The sequence below is a fragment of the Pseudomonas sp. LAP_36 genome, assembly GCF_019456785.1.
GTDB lineage: Bacteria > Pseudomonadota > Gammaproteobacteria > Pseudomonadales > Pseudomonadaceae > Aquipseudomonas > Aquipseudomonas tritici.
Window position 1 is genome coordinate 1,053,172 of record NZ_JAHZMS010000002.1, and the last position, 20,686, is coordinate 1,073,857.

At 59.5% G+C, this 20,686-nt stretch carries 23 protein-coding genes; 4 read left to right on the forward strand and 19 right to left on the reverse strand.

Features of this window, described 5'->3' with window-relative positions; all coding sequences use genetic code 11:
- Window positions 1-182: 182 nt before the first annotated feature.
- The 6 genes from JBO08_RS10500 to JBO08_RS10525 form a co-directional block, all read right to left on the reverse strand.
- Window positions 183-2,573: a TonB-dependent receptor gene (locus tag JBO08_RS10500; RefSeq protein ID WP_065880896.1), complete on the reverse strand. Its 2,391-nt coding sequence runs from the start codon at window positions 2,571-2,573 to the stop codon at window positions 183-185.
- An 84-nt stretch (window positions 2,574-2,657) separates the two neighbouring features.
- The gene (locus JBO08_RS10505) at window positions 2,658-4,268 is read right to left on the reverse strand and encodes a gamma-glutamyltransferase family protein (RefSeq protein ID WP_065880895.1); all 1,611 of its coding nucleotides are present in this window, start codon (window positions 4,266-4,268) and stop codon (window positions 2,658-2,660) included.
- A 37-nt stretch (window positions 4,269-4,305) separates the two neighbouring features.
- Window positions 4,306-5,085 (reverse strand): amino acid ABC transporter ATP-binding protein, encoded by a 780-nt coding sequence (locus JBO08_RS10510; protein ID WP_015884888.1) that lies wholly within the window; start codon window positions 5,083-5,085, stop codon window positions 4,306-4,308.
- 2 nt (window positions 5,086-5,087) lie between these two features.
- Entirely contained in the window at window positions 5,088-5,864 is a 777-nt protein-coding gene (locus JBO08_RS10515; protein ID WP_065874057.1) for an amino acid ABC transporter permease, read from the reverse strand.
- A gap of 11 nt (window positions 5,865-5,875) precedes the next feature.
- Window positions 5,876-6,682, reverse strand: a complete 807-nt coding sequence (locus JBO08_RS10520) for an ABC transporter substrate-binding protein (RefSeq protein WP_220075070.1) — start codon at window positions 6,680-6,682, stop codon at window positions 5,876-5,878.
- A gap of 68 nt (window positions 6,683-6,750) precedes the next feature.
- The gene (locus JBO08_RS10525) at window positions 6,751-7,419 is read right to left on the reverse strand and encodes a GntR family transcriptional regulator (RefSeq protein ID WP_220075071.1); all 669 of its coding nucleotides are present in this window, start codon (window positions 7,417-7,419) and stop codon (window positions 6,751-6,753) included.
- A 384-nt stretch (window positions 7,420-7,803) separates the two neighbouring features.
- Here JBO08_RS10525 and JBO08_RS10530 point away from each other — a divergent pair, with 384 nt between their 5' ends.
- A complete protein-coding gene (locus JBO08_RS10530; protein ID WP_065890675.1) occupies window positions 7,804-8,655 on the forward strand; it encodes a lipopolysaccharide biosynthesis protein in 852 nt (283 codons plus the stop codon).
- A gap of 32 nt (window positions 8,656-8,687) precedes the next feature.
- On the opposite strand, the gene JBO08_RS10535 is transcribed toward JBO08_RS10530, so the two are convergent.
- Window positions 8,688-10,196, reverse strand: coding sequence for a hypothetical protein (locus JBO08_RS10535; RefSeq protein ID WP_065946012.1), 1,509 nt, complete (start codon window positions 10,194-10,196; stop codon window positions 8,688-8,690).
- A gap of 496 nt (window positions 10,197-10,692) precedes the next feature.
- Between JBO08_RS10535 and JBO08_RS10540 the strand changes: the two genes are divergently transcribed.
- The 3 genes from JBO08_RS10540 to JBO08_RS10550 all read left to right on the forward strand — a co-directional run bounded on the left by JBO08_RS10540 (window position 10,693) and on the right by JBO08_RS10550 (window position 12,316).
- The gene (locus JBO08_RS10540; protein WP_220075072.1) at window positions 10,693-10,902 is read left to right on the forward strand and encodes a hypothetical protein; all 210 of its coding nucleotides are present in this window, start codon (window positions 10,693-10,695) and stop codon (window positions 10,900-10,902) included.
- An 86-nt stretch (window positions 10,903-10,988) separates the two neighbouring features.
- Window positions 10,989-11,345, forward strand: coding sequence for a hypothetical protein (locus tag JBO08_RS10545; protein WP_220075073.1), 357 nt, complete (start codon window positions 10,989-10,991; stop codon window positions 11,343-11,345).
- A gap of 284 nt (window positions 11,346-11,629) precedes the next feature.
- Entirely contained in the window at window positions 11,630-12,316 is a 687-nt protein-coding gene (locus JBO08_RS10550; protein WP_220075074.1) for an SOS response-associated peptidase family protein, read from the forward strand.
- A gap of 214 nt (window positions 12,317-12,530) precedes the next feature.
- Here the strand turns inward: JBO08_RS10550 and JBO08_RS10555 are convergent, their stop codons facing one another.
- From JBO08_RS10555 to JBO08_RS28440, 12 genes are all read right to left on the reverse strand, one after another.
- Window positions 12,531-14,147, reverse strand: coding sequence for a hypothetical protein (locus JBO08_RS10555; RefSeq protein WP_220075075.1), 1,617 nt, complete (start codon window positions 14,145-14,147; stop codon window positions 12,531-12,533).
- A gap of 65 nt (window positions 14,148-14,212) precedes the next feature.
- Complete coding sequence (locus tag JBO08_RS28135) at window positions 14,213-15,349, reverse strand: hypothetical protein (protein WP_258407165.1); 1,137 nt, start codon at window positions 15,347-15,349, stop codon at window positions 14,213-14,215.
- Between the two features lie 71 nt (window positions 15,350-15,420).
- Window positions 15,421-16,230 carry a portal protein gene (locus tag JBO08_RS10565; RefSeq protein ID WP_220075076.1) on the reverse strand — a complete coding sequence of 270 codons (810 nt, stop codon included), beginning with the start codon at window positions 16,228-16,230 and terminating at the stop codon, window positions 15,421-15,423.
- A 1-nt stretch (window position 16,231) separates the two neighbouring features.
- Complete coding sequence (locus JBO08_RS10570; RefSeq protein WP_220075077.1) at window positions 16,232-16,564, reverse strand: hypothetical protein; 333 nt, start codon at window positions 16,562-16,564, stop codon at window positions 16,232-16,234.
- 28 nt (window positions 16,565-16,592) lie between these two features.
- Window positions 16,593-17,063, reverse strand: coding sequence for a terminase small subunit (locus JBO08_RS10575; RefSeq protein ID WP_220075078.1), 471 nt, complete (start codon window positions 17,061-17,063; stop codon window positions 16,593-16,595).
- A gap of 4 nt (window positions 17,064-17,067) precedes the next feature.
- Complete coding sequence (locus tag JBO08_RS10580) at window positions 17,068-17,535, reverse strand: lysis system i-spanin subunit Rz (protein WP_220075079.1); 468 nt, start codon at window positions 17,533-17,535, stop codon at window positions 17,068-17,070.
- An 11-nt stretch (window positions 17,536-17,546) separates the two neighbouring features.
- Complete coding sequence (locus JBO08_RS10585) at window positions 17,547-17,810, reverse strand: hypothetical protein (protein ID WP_220075080.1); 264 nt, start codon at window positions 17,808-17,810, stop codon at window positions 17,547-17,549.
- Window positions 17,807-18,322 carry a glycoside hydrolase family protein gene (locus tag JBO08_RS10590; RefSeq protein ID WP_220075081.1) on the reverse strand — a complete coding sequence of 172 codons (516 nt, stop codon included), beginning with the start codon at window positions 18,320-18,322 and terminating at the stop codon, window positions 17,807-17,809. The genes JBO08_RS10585 and JBO08_RS10590 overlap by 4 nt, the downstream gene beginning before the upstream one ends.
- On the reverse strand, window positions 18,319-18,570 hold the full coding sequence (locus JBO08_RS10595; protein WP_220075082.1) for a holin: 252 nt from the start codon (window positions 18,568-18,570) through the stop codon (window positions 18,319-18,321). Before JBO08_RS10595 ends, JBO08_RS10590 begins: the two co-directional genes overlap by 4 nt.
- A gap of 232 nt (window positions 18,571-18,802) precedes the next feature.
- The gene (locus JBO08_RS10600) at window positions 18,803-19,468 is read right to left on the reverse strand and encodes a hypothetical protein (protein WP_220075083.1); all 666 of its coding nucleotides are present in this window, start codon (window positions 19,466-19,468) and stop codon (window positions 18,803-18,805) included.
- 134 nt (window positions 19,469-19,602) lie between these two features.
- Complete coding sequence (locus JBO08_RS10605) at window positions 19,603-20,370, reverse strand: hypothetical protein (RefSeq protein WP_309304402.1); 768 nt, start codon at window positions 20,368-20,370, stop codon at window positions 19,603-19,605.
- A gap of 163 nt (window positions 20,371-20,533) precedes the next feature.
- Window positions 20,534-20,632: a hypothetical protein gene (locus tag JBO08_RS28440; protein ID WP_405045941.1), complete on the reverse strand. Its 99-nt coding sequence runs from the start codon at window positions 20,630-20,632 to the stop codon at window positions 20,534-20,536.
- Window positions 20,633-20,686: the final 54 nt, after the last annotated feature.

Below are 20,686 nucleotides of genomic sequence, written 5' to 3' on the forward strand. Positions count from 1 at the left end.
CTATTCCATATTGGGGCGGCGCGATCAAAAAACATTCTCATTAAGGTGATCCCCGCCGACACCGCCGATCAAATGTGGGAGCGGGCTTGCTCGCGAATACGGAGGGTCAGTCGAAGATGTTCCAACTGGGCCACCGCTTTCGCGAGCAAGCCCGCTCCCACATTTTGATCGGTGTACACCCGCTAGAAGTCGACGGTGGCTGACAGCAGGTAGGTACGCGGTGTCGACAAGGTCAACCCCGGCTCACTGTCATCCGACGCCCCGGCCGAGCTCCAGTAGCGCTTATCGGCGACGTTCTCCACATTCGCCCGCAAGGTGATGTGCTTGTCATCCACTTTGAACCCATACCGCGCGCCGACATCGACGCGGTTCCACGCATCGATTTCCTTGACGTTGGACTGGTCCAGGTACTGCGAGCTGGAATAGATGCCACGGCTGGTCAACGTCAGGCCTTCAAGGCCCGGCACATCCCATTCGGCGCCCAGGTTAACGTTGTATTTAGGCGTCGCCGGGGCGCGGTTGCCGTCCCAGGCGCCGTTGGTGGTGTCCTTCAGCTCGCTGTCGATGTACATCACCCCGCCCAGCAGGCGCACGCCCTTGAGCGGCTCGCCGAATACACTCAGCTCCACACCGGAGTTCTGACGCTTGCCGTTGGGGCCGAACAACCGCGAGGTGGCGTTGGTTTCATAGGCCGGCTGCTTGATGCGAAACACAGCGGCGGTCACGGCAAAGGCGCCGGCGTCGTATTTGGCGCCCACTTCCACCTGGCGGCTGATGAACGGCGGGAAGATTTCGTCCTCGTTGCTCGAGGTCGACGGCGCGATCTTGCCCTGGCTCAGGCCTTCCATGTAGTTGGCGTACAGCGACAGCTTGTCGGTGGCCTTGAACAGGAGGCCACCGGACGGCGAGACCTTTTCTTCGTCGTAGCCGGTCTTGCCTTTGACGCCGTCGCTCCAGTCATCCACCTTGACGCGCTGCCAACGCGCGCCGAGGGTCAGCAGCAGGCGGTCGTCGAAGAACCCCAGGGTGTCGGACAAGGCCACGCCGCTGAATTTGTTTTCGGTGTAGACCTTGGCGTCCTGGCGTATCGCCGTGGACGGCGTCGGCGTTTGCACCGGGTTGTAGAGGTTGCTCGTCGCCGTCCCGTAGCGGGCGCCGCCGTTGGTGAAGTCCATGTCGAAGTAGCTGGCCGCCAGGTTGACCTCATGGCTCACCGGCCCGGTATGGAACCAGTTGCGCACGCCGGCGGTGTAGGTGCGTACGTTTTCATCGCGGGTGAAATCCCGCGGCTGCACAGTGAACGCGCCAGCCGCATTGGTGACGGACACCGCATGACGCAGGAAGTCGTGGTTGCTTTTACGCGCGCCCATGCCGCCATACAGCATCACGTTATCGCTGAGGTCGTACTCAGCGTTGACCGTGCCGAAGGTGTCGTTGGTGCTGGCCTTGCTCCAGGATTGCGCGTAGTTGCGGCGCACATCGTTGGCGCTGGGCACCGGCGCTGCGGCCGCCACCTGCACGCGCTCTTGCGGTGCATCGGTGTCGCGTTCGGTGTGGCCGATATCGGTGGAAAGGCGCAGGCGCTCGCCGCGAAAGTCCAGGCCCAACACAGCCATTTCGCGGTCGACGCTCTGGTGGTCCCACTCGGTGTCGCCGGACTGCTTCACGCCGTTGAAGCGGATGCCGAACTTGTTGTCCTCACCGAAGCGTCTGCCCACATCCACTGCGCCGCCAGCCTGGCTGTCGGAGGCCCAGTTGCCGGTAAACGAGTTGATGTCCTTGTCGGTGGCGCGCTTGGGCACTACGTTGATGCCGCCACCGACGCTGCCGCGCGGTGAGATGCCGTTGATCAACTGGGTGGGGCCTTTGAAGATGTCGACGCGGTCGGCCATTTCCATGTCGATGGTGTAGGTCGGCAGTACGCCATAGAGACCGTTGTACGACACATCGCTGTTGAACAGGCTGAAACCGCGAATGGTGAACTGCTCATAACGCCCACCGGCCGGGTTGGTGGCGCGTACCGACGGGTCGCTGGCGATCAGGTCGCCCAAGGTGCGCGCCTGCTGGTTTTTCACCGCGTCAGCGGTGTAGGTGGTCATGCTGAACGGGGTTTCCATAAAGTCCCGCGTGCCCAGCAAACCCTGCGAGCCACGGCGCGCCACTTGCCCACCGGCGTAAGTGTCGCCGTCATACAGGCCGGTGGTGCCAAGGATTGAGGTCGGCGCCAGTTCCAGGCTGCTGCCATCCGGCACCGGCACCAACATGTAGGCCTGTGCCCCCATGGGTTGCAGTTGCAGGCCGGAGCCTTGCAGCAAGCGGGCGAAGCCCTCCTCTACGGCGTACTCACCGGACAAACCACTGCTGGTGCGACCGCTGACCAGGGCCGGGTCTACCGACAGGTTGACGCCTGCCAACCCGGCAAACCGGGTGAGTGCCGCGCTCAGGCTGCCGGCCGGCACCTGGTAGCTGCGGCGGGCGGCAGTGTCTTCGGCATAGCTGACGGCAGCGAATAACGGGCTGGCACTGAGGCTCAGCAGCAGGCTCAGTTTCAGCAAGGGGCGGACTACAGGCATTGGCGGAAGCTCTCGATATTGTTCACTTGCCTGGAATGACAGGCGAGATGAAAAAAAGGGACAAGCTCCGCCAATTTTTTTCGCTTACCACACTGCGATCGTTGAATCCGCCCTGGGCTCGGTGCCGCCGCACAATACACCACTGACCGGATCACGCAGGATGATCTGCCCGCGCCCGAAGTCGGTGAGGTCGCTGGCGACTTGTACCTGATGCCCGCGCCGCGCCAGGGCATTGGCCAGGTCGCGGGAGGCGCCCTGCTCGATGCCGACTTTCATGTCGCCCAGCCATTGCCAGCGCGGCGCGTCCAAGGCCGCTTGCGGGTTGAGGCCGAAGTCCACCAGGTTCATCACCATCTGCACATGGCCCTGGGGCTGCATATAGCCGCCCATCACACCGAACGGGCCGAGCGCCTGGCCGTCCTTGGTGAGGAAGCCGGGAATGATGGTGTGGAAGGTTTTCTTGCCCGGCGCCAGGCAGTTGGCGTGGGCAGGATCGAGGCTGAATTCCTGGCCACGGTTCTGCAGGGCGATGCCGCTGTCGGGCAGCACCACACCGGAGCCAAAGCCGTGGTAGTTGCTCTGGATGAAGGAGACCATATTGCCTTCGGCGTCCGCCGTGGCCAGATAGACCGTGCCACTGGCGTGGGGGTCACCGGGCTTCGGGGGCTGGGCTTGTTCACCGATCTGGCTACGGCGACGGGTGCTGTAGTCATCGCTGAGCAGATCGGCGACGGCCAAGCGCATGTGCAGCGGGTCGGTGATGTAGTGCAGGCCGTCGCTGTAGGCGAGTTTCATCGCCTCCAACTGGCGGTGCCAGGTTTGTTGACTGTCGCGGTGATCGAAGCAGAAGCCTTCGAGGATATTCAGCGCCATCAGCGCCACAAGGCCCTGGCCGCTGGGTGGGATTTCCCAGACATCCACGCCCCGGTAGTTGATGTGGATCGGCTCCACCCACTGGGCGCGGTAGTCCTTGAGGTCGCTGGCGCGCAGGTAGCCGCCGCTGGCGCGGGAGTGGGCGTCCAGGCGTTCGGCCAGGGCGCCGCGATACAGGCTTTCGCAGCGAGTGGCGGCGAGTTCTTCCAGGGTGCGGGCCTGGGCCGGGTTGCGGAAAATCTCCCCCGCTCGCGGCGCGCAACCGTCGATCAGGAAGGTGTCGAACCAGGCAGCCAGCACTGGGTCGCGATGAGGCGTGAACTCATCCAGCGCAATCTGCCATTGATGAGCAACCACCGGCGACAGCGGGAAACCGTCCCGCGCCAGGCTGATCGCCGGTTGCAGCAACTCGGCAAACGGTAACTTGCCGAAGCGTTGCGACAGCTCGGCCCAAGCCGATGGGCAGCCCGGTACGGTGACGGGGGTCCACCCGTACAGCGGCATTTGATCGTGCCCCGCCGCCTTGACCGTCTCGATACTCAGGGCCGCCGGCGCATGGCCGTTGCCGTTCAGGCCGTGCAACTGGCCTTTGCACCAGACCAGGGCAAACGCATCGCCGCCCAGGCCGCAGCCAGTGGGCTCGACCACCGTCAACGCGGCCGCCGTGGCGATGGCGGCATCAATAGCGTTGCCGCCCTTTTGCATGATCTCGATGCCGGCCTGGGCGGCCAGGGGCTGGGACGCCGCGACCATGCCACGCTTGGCAAACACGCTTTGGCGTTGCGAGGGATAGGGGTACTCGTGAGCGGAGAATTTCAACATGGCAAAGGCTCTTCAACACAAAGGTTTATTAGCGGGCTCATAACACGCGGCTGAGAAAGGCCCGGGTACGGGGGTGGCTGGGGTGGCTGAAAATCTGTTCCGGCGGCCCTTGTTCGATGAGTTCGCCCTGGTCGAGCACCACCACGCGGTCCGCCACTTCACGGGCAAAGCCCATTTCATGGGTGACCACCACCATGGTCATGCCCTCCTCGGCAAGCTCCTTCATCACCTGCAGCACTTCGCCGACGGTTTCAGGGTCGAGGGCGCTGGTGGGTTCGTCGAACAACATGGCCTGGGGTTTCATCGCCAGGGCGCGGGCGATGGCGACCCGTTGCTGCTGGCCGCCGGAAAGCATCGATGGGTAGTGGCTGGCCTTGTCCGCCAAGCCGACTCGCGCCAGCAGGCCACGCGCCTGTTCCAGCGCTTCGGCACGTGGCGTGCCGAGGACCTGGATCGGCGCTTCGATGATGTTTTCCAGCGCAGTCATATGGGGGAACAAGTTGAAGCGCTGGAATACCATGCCAATGTCGCGGCGCTGGCGGGCAATGTTGCGCTCCGAATCGCGTACCAGGCTGCCGTCGCTGCGCTCGCGATAGCCCATGGCGCGGCCGTTGACGCGGATGCGCCCGCCCTGGATGTCTTCCAGCAGGTTGATGCAACGGATAAAGGTGGTCTTGCCAGAGCCCGAGGCGCCGATCAGCACTACCACTTCGCCGCGCCGTACTTGCAGCGAGATGCCCTTGAGGATCTGCAGCGTGCCAAACGACTTGTGGATATCCAGCGCTTCAATGATCAGTTCTTCACTTTGGTGCGCCATGGTTAGCGTCCCCTCAGCAATTTAAGGGTGTTGCGCCCGAACATGCGGCTGGCTGCCGGCGGTGGCGCGGAAGGCCGATCGGACTGGCCGAAACGCGCCTCCAGCCAGCGCTGGAAAAAGCCCCACAGCGTGGTGAGCATCAGGAAGTAGATCGCCACCACCAGGTACAGCTCGAACACGCGGAACGTTGCCGAGGTGACCATTTGAGTGCTGAGCAGCAGCTCCTGCACGCCGATCACGCTGACCAGGGTGGTGTTCTTGAGCATCACGTTGAACTCGTTGCCCAGCGGCGGCACGATCACCCGGAACGCCTGGGGCAGCACAATGCGCCGCATCAGCTTGGCGAAACCCATGCCGAGTGAACGTCCGGCCTCGTACTGGCCCTTGTCCACCGCGCCGATGCCGGCCCGGATGATCTCAGCCATGTACGCTCCTTCATTCAGGCCCAACGCAATGATCGCCGCCTGGATGTTGCCGGGGACAACCAGGCCAAACAGATCGATATCCTCAAAGCGGAAAATCCCGCCCGCCGCCAGCGCCGTGTACAGGAACACAATCTGCACCAGCAACGGCGTGCCGCGCATCAACCACACATAAAAACGCACCGGCAGGTGCAGCAGCGGGTTCTTTGACAAGCGCAACAACGCCGCCGCCAGCCCCAGCGCGCAGCCCAGCAGCATCGCCGACACGGCGATCAGGCAGGTTAGCCAAAGCCCGGTGAGGTACACCCCGCTGGGCTGCAACAGGTACTGCCAGAACACATCCCAATTGAAGTTCATTGCGGGAAACCTCAGTCGAGAGTGTCGCTGCTGACATGCCATTTATTCAGCAACGCGACGTAGCTGCCATCGCTGCGCATGTCGCTGATCACTTGCTGCACGGCGGCGGTCAGTTGCGGGTCGTCCTTGCGCATGCCCAGGCCAGTGAGGATCCGGCTGAACGCCGGCACGCCTTCCTGGAACAGGTCCGGGGCCATCGCGGCGTAGTAGCCGGCCGTTTCCACGGTGGTGCCGTAGGCGTCCACTTGGCTGATGCGCAGGGCCTGGAACGCATCGGTGTCGGTGTTGTAGACCACCAGTTTCATCGGCGGCTTGCCGGCCTTGGCCAGGTTGTCGTTTTGCGTGTCCAGCAGGGTCTTGATGGTAGAACCGTTGAGTACGGCAACCTTGTGCCCGGACAGGTCATCGAGGGTCTTGATGCCTTTGGGATTACCCTTGGGCACCACTACCGACTGGCTGGAATACATGTAGTTGACGATGTCGATCACTTGGCGGCGTTCGGGCTTGTCGAACAGCTGGTCGACGATCATGTCGCACTGCTGGGCGAGCAGCGCCGGCACCAGCCCGGAGAAAGGGATGACCCGCCACTGCACCTTTTTATCGCCCAGGCGCTTGGCGATCTCCAGGCCGAGGTCGACCGTGAGCCCACGCGGTTTCTGCGCTTCGTCGAAGGACACCAGGGGCGGAGAATCCATCCCCGAGCAGTAGGTGAGTTTGTCGACCGTTAACAGGCGATCCGGCACCGGCGGTGCAGCGCAGGCCCATTGGGTACAGAGACCGAGGGAGACAGCCACCAGCAAGGCGCGGCGTTTATGCATGACCAGACACTCCAGTTCGTGGGTACAACGGGGGGCAGGACTCAACGTCAAAACACAGCAGGTCTTTGTTATTTTTCGGCTTGCAGGAACTGGATCAGCGCCGGCACGGTGCCTTCGATGTGCTCGCGCACCACGGCTTCGGCGCGGACGGCGTCACCGGCGCGAATCGCATCGAGGATCACCGCGTGTTCCTGGCGTGCGCTGAGGGGTTTTTCGCCGTGTTGCAGCCACAGGCGCATGGGCGCTTCCACCAGGGAATAGAGCGCCGATATCTGCTTTAACAGGCGCGGCCGGCCGCTGAGGCTGCACAGGTATTCGTGGAAGGCGCGGTGGCGGCTGACCCACGCGGCGCTTTCGTCGCGGTAGTCGTCCATCTCATCGAGCATGCGCTCCAGCGCCGCCAACTGACGCTCGCCGATACGACCCACCGCGACGCGCACTGCCAGGCCTTCGAGGGCACTGCGCATTTCGAAGACCTCGTGCAATTCGTCGATATCCAGCCCGCTGACGATGGCGCCACGGTTCGGTCGCAACGTCACCAGGCCCTGTGCATCCAGGCGGCGGAAGGCTTCGCGTACCGGCATGCGGCTCATGCCGATCTCGCTGGCGATGTCTTCGGCGATCAGCCGGTCGCCTTTGCGATAGCGACCACCACAAATAGCATCGAGCAGGAAGTTGTAGGCCTCCTCCTCCGCGGTGAGAGGCTGACGGTCAACATAAGCAGGGGCAAATTGCATCGGCAGCACCTTTTGAATTTTTGTATCCAATTATCCACGGATACAAAAAAGCAGAATGTGTGCCAACTTTGCCGAGATGAGCCAAGTGATTGATTCAGAGTGAATAGATTGGAAATGCCGAAGGATAGAAGGAAGGCTTACGTAGGAAATTGCTACGAAATGGCTCATGAACGCCCCATCCGTGGGCACAAGTAACACGTACGGTTGGATGGCAACATCCTGATCACCGGTGGCACGGAAACGTATTTCCGGTGCCGTATCAAGGACAACAAATCGGTGCGCACCTCAGTGTTCTGAGAGGTGGGCACGGTGTAAAGGGAACTCAGTAGCCGTCATCGGGTCGGCTGATATACGTACTTACATTTAGCCGCAAGGTAGGGCCCGATGAAACAGACGTCCCTCGTCAATGCGAAGCCTGTGGGCAACATCAAGCAGGCTTTGCACACGCCAGATTCAGCGCGACAGCGTTCAAACAAACGTTGCCTGACTACGCAGGATTTCGGTTCTTGTCGGCACATTGAGACAGGTGCCGTTTTCATCATTGCTTCAGGCGCATCGGCAAAGTCGTTTCCTCTCGAGAAATTTGCGCACGTGCCGATGATCACGATGAATGGCGCTATCTCCATGTTTCAGGACACCGACGTCAAACCGTATTTTTATGCCTGCACGGATAGAAGTTTTTCCGAACAGCAGCCGGAATTATTCAAACACGCCATGGCGATCAGCCAGAGGGTCGCGCTTTGGGAAGACCACGCGCGATCGTCGCGTGCTCTCCCAGCAGGACGGTTATACCCGCTGACCAAAGCTAAAAGACCTTCCTGGCTGGATTCGATACTGGGTAGACGCCGCACGCTGGTCGTCAATCATCCCTTGCTGCCCCATCGCAAAAGACCGCTGGGATTCAGTAAAGACATGAGCCAGGGCTTTTTTGATGCACGAACCGTGGCCTATCTGGCGATACAGTTGGCATTCCACGTTGGATTCAACAAGGTTTTTCTTGTCGGGGTGGATCTGGACCAAAACGCTGGAAGGTTTTACGAGACCCAGGAATCGAAAAACTCTCCCTGCGGACTGGACCAACACTACTTCACACGCATACTGCCGTCGCTTGAGTTGATGTCCAAAAAGGTCATGGGCGAGGACTTCATGGTTTATAACCTGTCTGACATTTCAAGAATTCCGGACAGTGTGGTCCCGCAGGTCACGCTTGCAGAGGTTGAGGCGATGCTCGGGTAGCAGGCGCCAGGTTTATGGTCAGGTGCCCGCCCTCACTCAAAAACCAAAACCTCACACCCCTTAGCCTCAATGATCTGCGCAAACTCCGGCATCCGCGCTACAAACGCTGTTTCAAACGCCAGATACCGATCCTGCGCCCTGAGGTAACGAATCTGCGGTTTCACCCGCACAATATCCTTGGAAGACAGTTTCACCACTTCATTGCTGACCTGATTCCAAAACCACGCCAACGTCTGCGTGCCAGAACTATGAGTCCGGTAATTCCACACCCACCAATCCCCATGTCCACGGGCAACCTGAAGCTGCCCATGAAACGTACGCAACGTGATGACCTGCTTGGGCTGTGTGACGAGCAGGCGGGTGTCCTGGCACAGCTCGCTGCCAAAGCCGTCCAACACCGCCTTTGTCGTGGCACCCGTGATGAAGTTGAAGCGCCACGCCAACAGCACAGTCTCCTGGTAGCCCGTGTGCTCAGGGTTCTGCCGCTCGCCTTCGCTGAACAACAGGACCTCGTCACCTCCCAGGTACGCAGTAGACGCCCGTAATTTATAAGCATGAGCCGGCATCGGTTGGGCAGCAACAGCCTGGTGTGCTGCGTCTTGATTCCAAATCCAGCACAGCGCACCGTTGTGCTGCATGAACAGCAAACGGCGCGGGCCGATGGGCAGGATTGTCAGTTCATCCGAGTGCTCGAAAATGACCTCGCTGGCATGCATCGTGATCCGCCAGATCCGCGTCAACTGCTCGGGCTGGTAGAGGCGTTGACGTTCGAAAACCTGCGCATCGACCACCACGCAGGGGTCTTCGAATTCCGGCCATTCCATCTCGGCGGCGCCGAAGCCCTGAATGTCATCGCCTTGATGAATTTCGTACCGGTAACGATCATCCGAAGGGTAAGCACCGCTTGTAGCCCGACGCTTCCACAGGCTGCGCTGAGCGTTGGCATCGATGAGTTGCAAGTCAGCGCCGTCTACACCGTCGCTCCGGCGCTCAAGCATGTCCTGCTCGGTGGGCGGCCATCGATTGTAATCAATCAGAAAGCACAGCCACTGGTCTTCGTCCTGCTCGGTAATGGCGGCCCAACCGTTGCGATAGTTGTATTCATCCACATAGGTGGGCCCGGGATAGTCATGGACGTCCTGCAGCCATTTCAATTTGCTGCGCTTGGGCTTGGTGGGTTTGCGTTCAGTGGCAAGAGGCTTTTTCAGCCCAATCAACGTTGGGGTGAATTGTGGTTCTGCGTTTTGTTGTTGCCAATGCTGTGCAAAAGCCTGGCGCTGATCGGTCGGAAAAATGACCGGTCGGTAATCATCGCCACCGGCGTCCAGATTCCACAGGTCGAAGCCGTGGCGCGCCAACACGGCTGCCAACGCCTCAAAGCAGACCTCCGGCATTTCGTTGGAGAGCTCATCCAACAGCGCCTCGAATGGCGCGCCGGAAAACACACTGATATCGGGATAGTAATGCTGGAGCAGCACAAGCAACTCGCCGCCGGGGGTTTTCCAATCGATATGGACCCATGGATCAAAACGAGCTGCCATCGCGAGTGCCTTCCCCTGTGATGTTTTACCTGCGTCATCTTAACCGTAAGCCGAGAAAACAAGCGCCATAGCCGTGTCATCGAGCACGCTGACGACGCACAGGTCCTGAAGGATCAACCTCAGGGGCATAATCATCCGACTCGAAAGGTTCAAGAGGCCCGGAATGGCTTGTAAAGGTAGACACGTTAAAAACAAAAAGGGGCCGCGAGATTAATCTCGCGACCCCTTTGAATTATATGGTCGGGACGGAGTGATTCGAACACTCGACCCCTAGCACCCCATGCTAGCGGACGTTCCGAAATGCCTTAAACAGCAACACCTTACGTAGGCGCCCACTGCAATCGACGCCTAACGATGTTGGACGGGGATTCACTAATCCCCGCAATTCTCCCTACAAGCTTTCGCCAAGAAAGTCCCTGCCCTCGGCGTCCTGCCGCACCAACTCGGCCCAGTGCTGAATCAAATGCTACGCTGTTCATTCCAAGGAGGAACAGCCATGCCGAACACCGACCTACTCCCTTCCCTGCTTTCAAAACTCTACGAAAATCAACTTGCGCTCGAGGCTTCCATAATGGAGCTCTCGAACTGGTTGGAACAGCGTGGCTCAGCCGAGGTGGCTGAGAACATCCGCGGCGCGCTGCACACCATCGATGAGAACGAGGAGTTCATTAAGCTCACCCTGGCCGTCCTGATGTCCCCGGAATAATCCGGCCCTACAGCTCGTCGCCTCAAATCGCATCCTGAGCAAAGCTCTATTACTGTATGCACATACAGCATTTGAGCTATCCCACCATGAACATCGACGAAGACACATCCGAGTGGCTTGGCTGCCCTACGCCCCTGGAAATGTACCAACACCAGTGCGCCCTGTTGGAGGACGAACTCAGCCATACCGAAGCTATGCTGCGTAAAGCTCGGGCCAATGTTGCCGGCCTGGTGCAGATGAATGACCTGCTCGCCACGGGCAAAGCATTAGCAGAGATGGCACTGAGGGAAGCCCTTGAGCGAATATCGCCCAAGAGCAATGAGTCGTCTGACACAGGAAGCTTTCGAAGCATTGACCTGGTGACCGGCCAGCGAGACCACCTCTTCAGGGAGAATCAACGGCTCCTGATGGAGTTGAAAATCTTGAAAGAGGCATCAGCCTAGCTCGTCTGCGTATACAGTCAGAGCTCTATCTGACAAGTCGATCCAGCCGGCCCTGTCAATGAGGCCATGCGACCGCAAAACGTTCGCAGCGGACATGCTCATGTCGTATCGCTCTTCATGGGATAGAGATCTGGTCGCTGCGCTAATGCTAGGCGGGGCTGATCCCTCTAATGCATTGTCTTGCCCATTACCGATCGTCATGACTAATTCTCTTGTCCAGTGTCTACCCTGTAGAGGCTGATCGAAGCCTGGCTGTTCACCAGCCCCGACGAGCGGAGACGACCATGTGCGGAAGACTGACGCAGTACCGTGGCATCCATGACTTTGTTGCAGTCCTGAGCATGCCCAATGCCCTGGCTAACTCTGTGGGTGATCAACCGATCGAGCGCTACAACGTTGCGCCAACGACTCAAGTTGCGCTGCTGCACCTACAGGGCGATCTGCTGCACGCCGACCCGGTGCGCTGGGGCTGGCGACCACATTGGGCGAAAGACCGTGCTGCGCCAATCAACGCGCGCGTAGAGAAAGTCGCACATGGCCCGTTCTTCCGGGCCATCTGGCCACATCGGGCGATCACGCCCATAGACAGCTGGTTTGAATGGGTAGATGAAGGCGGACCGAAGAAACAGCCCTACCTGATCCGCCGGCGAGATGGAGAACCGATATTCTGCGCGGCTATCGGCCAGCTACCTGACGCAGACGAAGGACCTAGTGAGCACGACGGTTTCGTGATTATCACTGCAGACAGTGCAGGCGGGATGGTGGACATTCACGACCGCCGGCCAGTGGTACTTTCGCCGGAGCTGGCGCGCGAATGGCTCGACCCGGCCACGCCAAAGGAGCGAGCCGAGCAGATGGTGCTGCTTCAGGGTGAACCGTCCAATGCCTTCGAATGGTTTAAGGTCAATGTGGCCGTGGGCAATGTGCGCAATCAAGGGCCGGAATTGATTCAGCGGGTGGCCGAGATCTAGTAGAAATACCAGATCACCGAAGCCACGCTCACTGCCCAGACGAGCGTTAGCAGAATTGAAAGACCCGCCAACCGCTTATCCATGGCTCCCCACTGGGGTTTTATTGACCCGCTTATGATTGTCACGGTGAAGGGTAGTTCAACGCCCTCCCCATGCAACCTGTCTCGAAAATACCGGAGGATGTTGATGAGCCGTTGGGAGCAGAGGCCAGCCGTTATTGTGTGACGGTGAAGCTAACCTCCCGAAAATCGAACCGGCCGTTGCCTGCCGTGTTGTTCCCGCCCGTGTAGATGGTAAACCCGGTTGTTAGCTTCAGGCCTGTCGGGATGTGCAGCGTGCGAGGCGTCGACGCCGCACTGAAGTCGTCCACCGCGTTGCTATCAGTAGAGTACGACGCTGATACGCTGTAATTTCGGTTAGGTCGTGGAGTGTTGAACACCACGACATATATGCCTGCCCCGGTTCGGGTAATAGTGCATTCGTAAGTGGATAGCACAGCGAACACTGCACCGTTAAAGCAACCGAGTGCCCTGGTTCTTGGAAGTTGCTCAACCACGCTGATCCGTGAAGCCAACGAAGCATACGCCGTCGCAAGACTTGCGGCCTCAGCCGAGCCTAGCGGAGTGATGATTCCGAACAGGCGGGTCATCCAGGCACCAGTTGCGTGCATGGGGTAAGTCTCAGACCCTACGCGGGGTGTACCATTCACACCGTCGCTACCGATCTGGAGGAACTCAGACGTCACTTTACGTCCGTAAACACCCCGAATCGCGTCATCCAGTGCGTTGGCTGTGGGGTAGTTCACGTTATGCGATAGCTGGTATCCATCTGCCGACCCGAACCGGTGGCCCTGGAATTGGTCCCGCCGGAGCACTGGAGACGTCCCAGTGCTGCCCCGGAGGAACGCACCGCCCGCTACAAGTGATCCGGCAGATACGCCGTTTAGGTCACGCATACGGAACTTGCCAGTACTGGAGTTAGCCACGAAGCATGCCCGATTACCGGGATCTGCATTCCACTGCGCCTGCGTCACTGTCGGCAGCAGACCAGCATCCAGCGCCGCAGCAAACGCAGGATAAACGGCCCGTTCCAACTCCTGCCCATCATCCAGCGCAAAGCCCTGGAACGGTTGAGGTCGATGCCCCCATGTCGACATACCGAGCTGTAGCGCGGCGAACGCCACTGATTCAGCCGATGCGGCAGCGGCGGCAGCGGCAGCGGCGGATTCATCCGCAGAGGTGCCGGCGGCCACCTCAGAATCCCCAGCCGCTTCGGCAGAGGCTGCTGCCTGGGCGGCGGCCTCTAATGCGAGTGCTGGTTGTTGCTCGATCTGCTCAAGGGACAGATTCGAAACAACAGGTTCGCCGTCCTGGTCGAACCCCAGCACTTTTCCGGCGCGCGCAACTGAGCCTGGCAGCACTAGATCAATACCCAAAGGATCAGCGACCGGAACTGTCAGCCCCCTGCCCTGACTATCAATGGTCTGCTGCACAAGCATTACCAGCTTATCGAACGCGTCTTCATGGATCTCCGCGAAGAACTCGCCCTGGTTGCGGAAGGAAGTCAGCTGTGTGGCCACCATGATCCGCGACACAACCAGCAGCCCGTTAGGTAGTGGGGTTCCAATGGTGGTGATACTGCCGCCAGCGTCATTGCCGACGCCCTGCACCGTGTAGTTGCTGTTTAGCACCAGTAGCTGGATTGTTCCGTCCGGCTTCTGCCAGAACACCTTCAAGTCAGTGGCTGCGAAAAAGCGGAAGGCGAACGGAAAATTGATGGTGACCCCGTTCGGGTCGAATTGCGCTGTACTGGTAATGGTTGAAACCGTCATGGCGGAAACCTTTTCTATAGGCAAAAAAAGCCCCACTCAATGGCGGGGCGCTGTTGGCGTGACTGCTATCGGGCTATGCCCAGTGGGTCGAGGTAGCTTTGTGACGGTTTGACCAGGAACTTTTGCCCGCTTTCCTGCTGGATTCTCTGTTCAGTCCGGCGAAGCGATCCGGGGTTCATGGCCTCTTGCACTGACCAAAGGAACAGGTGGTCCATGGCAATCCGCGTATAGAACAGGTTCAGGAATGGGGTGTTGTTTTGCCCCTCGGCGATGCAGGCGATGGACTCGACGAAGCCGTCTGTGTCGTGCCAATGCCAGCCCACCAGTTGCTGTTCCGGGAGGTAGGTCAGCCCCAGCAGCACGCCGTCATCGCGTACGTACCAGACGATGGAGTCAGGGATTTTCTGATAGGCCACGCTGGTCAGCTCTTTACCCTTGAACAGATGGGCACTGAAAAGCGTCAGGTCAGCTGCGGCGAACCCGTCGTCGTTGATCGAGTAGCCGAAGGACGAAACCCGGTTGCCCCGCGCCTGCACGTACACGGCACTGTTGCCGACCACCACGGGCGGAACGATGGACGAACCGTCGTAACCTTCCTGGCTCGCTTGGATGGTCTTGGCAGTCAAGCCGGTGTCAGCGCCGGTGAACGTCCATTCGCCGCCCGAGGTGAGGCCCAGCAGCTTGCGCAGCCCCAGCAGGTGGCGCATGCGGTTCACTTCCTTGCTGGCAATGGTGAACGTGATGGCGTCGTCGTCCTTGTTGGGGATCGAGTAGCCGAAGTTCTTGAACAGACCTGTCTTGCTCATCCAAACGGTCTGGGGGCTTTTGTCGCTGCCGGCGAACACCAGGCGCTGCTGGTAGTAGCCCACGGCACCCGGGTAGTTGCCCGCTCCCACAAATGGATCCTTGCCGTTCGGTGGTGTGTCCGTCTTCACGGCGGTGATGTTCTGGTCGGTGAACGTGGTCCCGGTAGCCCGGCCGATGAAGCCGTAGATGCCGGCGCCGGCGTTGTCCTTGTAAATGATGTAATAGGTCGCACCCGCGACGGCAGGCCAGGTAATGGTGCCGGCCATGGTGTTGCTGAACACCGTGATGGCATTGGAGGTGACGGGTAGAGACTCATCCAGGGTGTTGCCGTCATCGAGTACAGCGGTGACCTGGTAGGTCCATACCTGGGTTACGCCCGAACCGCCACCGCTCACAGCAGTAGCCGACGCCGGCGCAGCAATACGCGGCGCAAGGCTGATCTCTGCGGTGGTCCAGTTGTCGTGCGCTAAACGTCTTCGCCCAGCACATCCCAGCGCGGCGCCATGACCGGAAACACCTTGAAGCCGGATTCACGCAGCATCAAATCCTTGTCTCCGCCCTTCTCCCAGTACACGGACCTGAAAGGCATGTTGGTGTTGTCTTTGCGGCCCTTCTCACGGGTGTCGTTGGGCTCGATACCATGGCAAATGTCGATCCAGGCGTCGGGCTTGCTGTTAAGCAGGTTCTTGGACGCGGTGTCCATCTTGTCCTTGCCGAACTGCTGCTCCATCTGGCGGGCGGTCATGCGGAAGTCGCGGTAAAGCGTGTCCACCTGGTTGCGGCTGTTGTTGGCGAGCATGTAGCTACCGACAGCCAGTGGGTACGAACGCAGCAAGTCGCTGTCGTCTGGCATCACCACCATGGGGGCGGTGCCAAAAATGCCTTCTTCGCTGTAGCGGTTGGGCAGCACGCTGTACAGGTTGCCCCTGGCCAGGACTTCGCGCATGGCCTTCTCGGCTGCAAACAGCCAGGCCTTGACCGGGGCGAAGTCCATCAGGCTTGGGTCAGGCGTGCCGAACTTCACCCAGGGCGCTGCAGGGTTGGTCATGCCGGTGTGCATGCCAGCGCCCAACGTACGGGCTGCAAAAGTAGCCTGCGGGTTGATGATCTTCTGATCGCGGCGTTTGCCGTCGTTGGTGTCGGTGTTGTACCAACGACCAGAGCGCGGGCTGATGAAGTCGCCCAGTTCCTTCCACTCGGGTAGCCAGTTGCTGTCGCGCTCGCTCTTGAGAGCGGTGTAGCGCTTCTCGCAGCGTTCGCGTAGGGAGTCGGCCAACTTACACCCCCAGCAGCGTTTTCTGGCTGGTGCTGGCATTGCCAAGCACGCCAGATGCACCGGTCAGAATGGTTCCGCTTTGGCCGGACTGGGCCAGGCGCCGCTTGCGTTCAGCCTCAACGGCTGCCTGTACGGAGTCGCTTGAGGTCGTGGCCGCCGTGGTGCCAGCCGTGTTGATGGAACCCGCCTGCTCTGCAGCCGCTTCCTTTGCTTCCTTGGCCCGGTCGGCGGCGCCCAGCATGCCGGTGTTTTCGCCCGTAAGGTTGGGCAAGCCCAGGCCTTCAAGGATCACGTCACCGCCGCGCAGCGGGTCGAGGTCGATCACCTTGTTCATCAGTTTTTTGATCTTCTTTCCGCACATGTCAGTTACTCGCGTAAGGGTCGTATTCGGATTCAAGGCCGTTGTTGCTGGCCCCGGCCCCGCCGTATTCGTTGTATTGGCTCTTCATCACCGGCATGGCGTAGGTCAAGGCCAAGGCGTCGGCGTCATCAGGCGAGATGCCCAGGCGCTTCTTGATGTCGTCCTTCTTTTCCAGGGCGATCTGGTCACTGGCGTTGTGGGTGTACATCGGCGATGTCAGCTCGGCTTCAAGCTCTTCGCTGCTGTCGATGGCCAGCCGGTTCAGGACGTAGTCGGCATCGACCTTCGTACGCTGGTTGCGGGCCTCCATCGCTGCCTTGATTGCGGCGGTGATGGCCGGGCGCTGCATGAGCTGGTAGGCAGCCGCATTGACGCCCTTGGCTGCATACCCCGCCCTGATTGCTGCCTGGCTGGCATTGAGGTCAACTAGGTACTCAAGAACGAACGCCTGCTGTTTCGCGGTCAGGGCCATAGATTCACTGCCCCTTCTGTGTGGTAACGCCCAGGCAGACGGTGTTGATGTAGTCCTGTGCCGCGCGCAGGGCTATCAGTCCTTCGTCACCATCGTTGGCGATGGCGACAATTCGTTCAGCAGTCGCGGGGTCAAGTTCGGCTCGCGCTTCTGCATTACCCAGGCCGGCGGTGGCGGCAGGTCCAGTTGTGGCTGGACAGGTGGCCTTGACGGACAGCCGGTGAGCGCCAGTAGCGACAGCAGTACGGAGCTGATTGTTAGCGTTCTGCGCATCGGTCAGGGCCTTTGTGTGTTCGGTGTCGAGCTGGGCCAGCAGTCTCTGGGTGTTCTTGCGTGACGCGGCCTCAAGCTCAAGAGTGGTAATGCGATCCTTCGCAATGGCCATGTCCTTGGCCTGTCCCTTGATTTGGCTCCATCCACCGTAGATCAGCACCAGGCATGCAGCGAGTGCGGCAATGAGGTAACGGATCATGGCAAAACTCCTTATTCGGCCAGCTCGTAGGTGGCGGCGAATGCCTCGGGCTTCACGACCTTGAGCGAACCGTCGGCAGCCTTGACGATCCAGTCGCCAGGCAATGCACGGCGGGTGCCCGTTTCGGTGTTCATGACCACGACACCGTTCACGCGGTCGGTGAACCCGAAGCCGCCCGACTCGACCAGTTCAGGACAGAAGGCCATGACCTCATCGAGGTTGAGACCGGTGTACTGCATGGCATCGACGTTTTCGGCTGGCTTGCGATATTTCATTGGGCACCTATGCACTTGGCGTGACGCTCAAGCTGGCGAGTCCACACGCCGGCGCAGCGCTTGTTTCCAGGCGTCGAGCAATCGAAGCCAGCGGCAAACTTGTACTTGAGCAGGTCGTTGCAAGCCTGGACGTAGTCGCCAGCCAGCAAGTCGCGGCGGGGGGAGCCTTTCAACCAGGTGCCAATGCCGTACTGGCCCACGAAGTCCATGTAGATATCGAACTCGTCTTGGTACAGCTTCACCCCGGGCAGCGATGCGGCGAATTGCTTCTCGGCCTGGCTGTTCAGGTTACGGGCCAGGACTTCGGCGCGAGCCGGGGTGATGGTGTCACCCATGCGGACAGGCGAACCGTCTTCGTAACGTGTCGAGCCATGGCCAATGGTGGGAATGTCACCCTTGGTGGGGATGACAGCGTTGGTGGTCAGGCCTTCGCTGGCCTGCCAGGCGGTAAAGCCGGCAGCGCTGAGACTGAGCAGGCCCACGGCGATGCGCTTGCGCAGTTCAGGGCTCATCGCTGGCACTGCTCGCGCAAGGCCTTGATGCGCTCAATGCTCTCGGCGTGCTCGCGGCGATCCTTGCGCACCTGGAAGTACAGATTGATCAGCAGGCCTAGCACGGCCACCGCGACGCCGGCGATACCAATCCAGTTGACCTGGGATAGCGAGCCGACCATACCAGCAGCACCGCCCACCAACATGCCCTTGTTGGCCACTGACGCACCCACCACCTCTACGATGCTCTCGGGCGTCGGGTTGGCCATGTTTCTGCTCCTACCTGGGGCGTCCATATGGGCCTCCAGAAACGAAAAAGCTCCGGCAAATGCCAGGGCTCGGGGGGATTGTTCCAGGCAACAAAAAACCCGCACTTGGCGGGTTTCTGGGAGCTGGACGTAACTTTGCAACTTGCGAAAAATGTATCAGAACACTCGCCAAACGGTCAAGGACGGCAAAGACTTCATTCGTTTAGCCAAAAGATACAGTTCGCTTGGAAAATCACATTTTCGGCTTTTTGCCTGGTCTTTTCCCACTAGTAGGTGTATCAGGTTTGTCATTCTTCTGTGTGGCCGTGTTGGTAGGCTTTGGACTGTTGGTCGTAATAGTCAAGGCTCTATTTGCACGTTTAGCCAGATCAACAACCTTAGGATTATAGTCGCCCCTGGAACATGGCAAAATCCAATCGATCAAGTAATCATCAAGCGAAAATGGCGGTTTGATCAACGTATTGACTGGTCGAGTCTCATATACCTTTGGGACCGTTCTATCGAAAGGGCAGTCCATTACTACGTAACTGGAGGTAATCTTTGACATTTTTGCGCACTGAACGAATAAGGCTAATATCTCGGATGCATTTAGTGTATCGACGTGGTTTTTTGCCTGCATAAGCAGCGCCTTCTCGTAAACCACGCCATCGTTTACCCATTTCAAAATAAGCCCGATATCTATACCGGTTTTGAACTCCGCAGACCCGGGGCCACGGTCATTAGATATTGAAGCATCCAGTTGAACATACTCGCCACTCGGGAGCGAAAATCTTTCACCTTTAAGCTTCCCAAAAAAAGCGGCGGTGTAATTTGGTTCCTGTCCGAAGCTATCGCGGTCAATTAAATCCGCAGCCTTCTTAAACAGTCCTCGCAAATCATTCTTTAAAGATTCGTCCATTATCGCCCTGCTCCTAAAAAAGAAAAATCAAGCCAAACTTTAGAGTTGCACCCAGTGAAACAGCCTGACAAAACTCAAGGCAGGCCGCAGATACTGATCAGTACCACACACCTGGTCAACACCGCGCAGAGAAATCAAGCCGACAATGCCGCCAGATTCCCTACATCACCTACACGCTGGCGCTGTCTCCAGTACTCGCTGACTCGATCGCTGTAGATCAAGTGGCGTCCGGGATTCTCCTGCGTGTCTTTCCCCCACTCAGCGCGGTACGCCGCACCGTACATATTCATGCGGTGGAACCATCGGCGCAGATGCTCGGTGTCCATGGCGTTTAGGCGCCGCCGCAGCGAATTGCGCGCTACATCGCGGCGAGCATCATACGCTGCCGCCCTCAAGTCGGCAGCATGCTGCCGGTTGTGCAGGTCCCACCTGCTTGCGCCGTACACACGCCGCTCTGCCATTTTCAAGATAACAGCAGCCACCGGCTTCAACGCCTTCGCGTCCAGCGCATCCACAGTACTGGCGATGGTGGACCAGATCGTCGCCCAGTCGCGCGCCCAATGGCTGACGCTGACCTTCGTCCCGTACCAGTCGTGCACAAACTCAATCACACGGCCGGGGCCCCATGCTTCACGCCCATTGACGGCGGCCTGGTGGCTCTTGATAGCGGCCAGGGCCATCCAGTACGCCACTTCCTTGCGCTTGGCGGTGCACTCGCCGAAGTCCACGGTCAGCCAGACCAGGGCGTGCGCCACGTTGATGTCCTGGCCATTGGCGACAGGCGAGTACAGCGCGTGTCCGAAGTGCTGTAACGGCTTGGGCAACGTGCCTATCGCAGATTGCACAAGGCCGGCAGCGAGCATGTGCGCGCACCGGCCGTTGCTGTCACGCATTGAGGGCATGGTTTCTCCGATCACCCTGCCCCGTTTACCCAGCTTGATGCGCTCCTGAGCTGCTGCCAGCACAGAGTCCCGGCTTTCGTGCAACGCTTCCCGCCATGCTTGCCGTGCGCTGATCAGTCTCATAAATCCCCCTTGGTGCGTATTTTTGCGTATTGCTGGTCGATCACAGGCACAGCGGCACAATTCGTACGTGAACGCCCGGTATAGCGCCCCAGCGCCGTCTAAACGATCCGTCCGTAACCTGCACGTCATCCTTGAACACGACGCCGTTGAGAGCGTCACAGACGGCTTGCCGATACGCGCACGACCTTTGCCC